The sequence below is a fragment of the Vicinamibacteria bacterium genome (assembly GCA_035570235.1).
In the GTDB taxonomy this organism is placed as follows: Bacteria; Acidobacteriota; Vicinamibacteria; order Fen-336; family Fen-336; genus DATMML01.
The window spans coordinates 1-2613 of sequence record DATMML010000087.1; the positions used below are offsets into that span (position 1 = coordinate 1).

5 protein-coding genes are annotated in these 2613 nt (G+C 69.1%); 4 read left to right on the top strand and 1 reads right to left on the bottom strand.

Annotated features, from left to right (window positions below):
- A partial coding sequence (locus VN461_16200) for a DnaJ domain-containing protein (GenBank protein HXB56318.1) occupies positions 1-260 on the bottom strand: 260 nt, incomplete at its 3' end.
- Between the two features lie 109 nt (positions 261-369).
- Here VN461_16200 and VN461_16205 point away from each other — a divergent pair.
- The 4 genes from VN461_16205 (at position 370) to VN461_16220 (ending at position 2593) form a co-directional block, all read left to right on the top strand.
- Complete coding sequence (locus VN461_16205; protein HXB56319.1) at positions 370-1119, top strand: SDR family NAD(P)-dependent oxidoreductase; 750 nt, start codon at positions 370-372, stop codon at positions 1117-1119.
- Positions 1116-1970, top strand: coding sequence for a YihY/virulence factor BrkB family protein (locus VN461_16210; GenBank protein HXB56320.1), 855 nt, complete (start codon positions 1116-1118; stop codon positions 1968-1970). The genes VN461_16205 and VN461_16210 overlap by 4 nt, the downstream gene beginning before the upstream one ends.
- Positions 1971-2016: 46 nt before the next feature.
- Positions 2017-2298, top strand: a complete 282-nt coding sequence (locus VN461_16215; GenBank protein HXB56321.1) for an RNA-binding protein — start codon at positions 2017-2019, stop codon at positions 2296-2298.
- A gap of 151 nt (positions 2299-2449) precedes the next feature.
- Positions 2450-2593 (top strand): hypothetical protein, encoded by a 144-nt coding sequence (locus VN461_16220; GenBank protein HXB56322.1) that lies wholly within the window; start codon positions 2450-2452, stop codon positions 2591-2593.
- Positions 2594-2613 lie beyond the last annotated feature (20 nt).

Genomic DNA, 2613 nt, shown 5'->3' on the forward strand with positions numbered 1-2613 from the left:
CCGGGCCAGGCCCCCCCTCCCGCCCCCGAGGGGAAGGACGCCCAGTCGGCTCCCAGCTGGTCGTAGCGTCGGCGCTTCGCCTTGTCAGAGAGGACCTCGTTCGCCTCGTTGATGTCCTTGAAACGCGCCTCCGCCTTGGGGTTGTCAGGATTCACATCCGGATGGTGCTTGCGGGCGAGCTTCCGGTAGGCGGCCTTGATTTCCTTCTCGCTGGCCGTCTTGGGTACGCCCAGGATCTTGTAGTAGTCCTTGTATTCCATGCGCCGGGCCGGGCGGGTGGGGATCCCGGAGAGCGGCCTCGCCTACCGGCGCCCGCGAGGCCCACTCTCCTCCCGCAGAATATAGGGCCCCGGCGGGCCGGATTCAAGCTTGCCCCCTGCGCGCGGGGTTCCCTATACTCCGCGCGTGGAAATCTCCGGCGCCTCCGCCCTGGTAACGGGAGCGGGGCGCGGTATTGGCCGCGCGATCGCCCTCGCCCTGGCCCGCGCCGGGGCACGCGTCACCGCCGTGTCCCGCACCGCCCGCGATATCGAGGCCCTAGCCACGGAAATCCGGAGCGCGGGTGGGCAGGCGCTCGCCCACCCAGGCGACCTGCGGGAACCGGCCGTCTGCACGGGGGCGGTGGCCGCGGCCGTCGCCGGCCATGGCGGCCTCCAGATCGTGGTCAACAACGCGGGGGTGGGCGCCTTCTCGACGCTCCTCGACACCTCGGACGCCGACTGGGAGCGGGTCCTGGCCACCAATCTCACCGCTGTCTTCCGCGTCACCCGGGCGGCCCTCCCCCATCTGACGAAGGGGGGTGGGCACGTCTTCATGATCTCGTCGCTGGCGGGCCGAAACCCGATGGCCGGTATGGGCGCCTATTGCGCGAGCAAGGCCGCGCTCGACCAGCTCTCGGCCTGTCTGATGCTGGAGGTGAGGCATCAGGGCGTGAAAGTGACAACCATCGCCCCCGGCTCCGTGGACACCGGCTTTCGAGGCGTCGCCCCCGCCGGCGACGCTCCGTGGAAGCTCCGCCCGGAGGACGTGGCCGCAACCGTACTCGATCTCCTCCGCACCCGCGACGACGCTCACCTGAGCCGCGTGGAGATGCGACCCGCCCGACCCCCGAAGACGTGATCGCCGCCGCTGGCCGTCTCGCCGCGCGGGCTTTCTGGCGGTTCCTCGACCATCACGGCCCGGACCGCGCGGCCGCCGTCGCCTACTACACCCTCCTCTCGCTCCTCCCCCTCTTCATCTTCCTCATCTCGCTGGGCGCTGCCCTCCTGGGGTCCTTCGACGCCGCCTATCGAGGCACGCTCCTCTTCTTCCGGGGCGTAGTCGTGCATCTGGACGCATCCTCGCTGGAGGCTCTGCGCGCCTTCATCGAGCGGGCTGTTCGCTTCCAGTGGCCGGGTCTGATTCTGCTCGCGTGGACGGCCCGACGCATGTTCGCCTCCCTCTTCTCCGCGCTGGAGACCGTGTTCGACACCCCCAGCCGGGGGTTCGCGCGGGGGAACCTCCTGGCCTTGGCCATGGTCATGGTGACGGGGCTGGCCGTCCTCGCGTCCCTCGCCTTGAGCACGTTCCTGGCCGCGGCCGAGGGCCTGCTCCTCCGAATGGCGGAAGCCTCCGGCGTGGGAGGCCTCGACAGCCTGGCTGCCCAGCTCCTGACCCAGCTCCTGCCCGTGGTTGTCACCGTCGCCTTCTTCTTCGTGCTCTACCGGGTCGCTCCCCACCGGCTCGTCCCCTCCGCCCCCGCCGCGGCGGGAGCGCTTCTCGCCGCCTTCCTCTGGGAGGTCGCCAAGGGCGGCTTCGCCTATTACGTGCGCAACCTGGCCCATTACGCCGGTGTCTACGGCGCCCTGGAGGGCGCCATCGTCCTGGGCCTTTGGCTGGAACTCTCCGTCTCCATCATTCTCTACGGCGGCGAAGTGGTGGCCCTCCTCCTTGCGGATTTGCCATTGACAGGGGCGGCGACCGGGGAGTAGCCTCGCTCCATCCAACCGCCGCAACGGGCCCCGGTGAGGGGGGAGCATGGCCAGTACCAGACTGTTCGTGGGGAATATTCCCTATACGACCACGGAACAAGAGCTCCGGGACATGTTCGCGCGCGCGGGGGGCGTCGCGAGCGTCCGCATCATCACCGACTTCGACACTGCCCGCTCCAAGGGCTACGCCTTTGTGGAGATGGCCACCCCCGAGGACGCGGAAAAGGCCATCCACGACCTCAACAACTTCAACCTGAACGGCCGCACGATCGTGGTGAACGAGGCCCGGCCCCGGGCCGGCGGGGGTCGGCGGGACCAGGGTCGCTGACCGACCGGCCGGACCAGGGTCGCTGACCGACCCTTAACCCCAGCTTTCACTGCGACTTAGCGCGTCTTGACCCAGGGGCGAAAAATAAGCGAAATTGTGGACCTGCCCCGGCCCCTCCCCCGCGTATCCTCGCGCCCTGGAGGAAGGGACCGTGATACTAATCGAGGTCGTCGCAGCCGTCCTGCTGGCCCTGGGCAGCACTTTGATCCTTCGCGCCCTCATCACTACGGACATCCAGGAAGCCCGTGCTTCGGGAAGGCAGGAGCCACCGGCGGACTACCGACGGGCTGCTTGAGGCCGTCCCCAGCGCTTTCC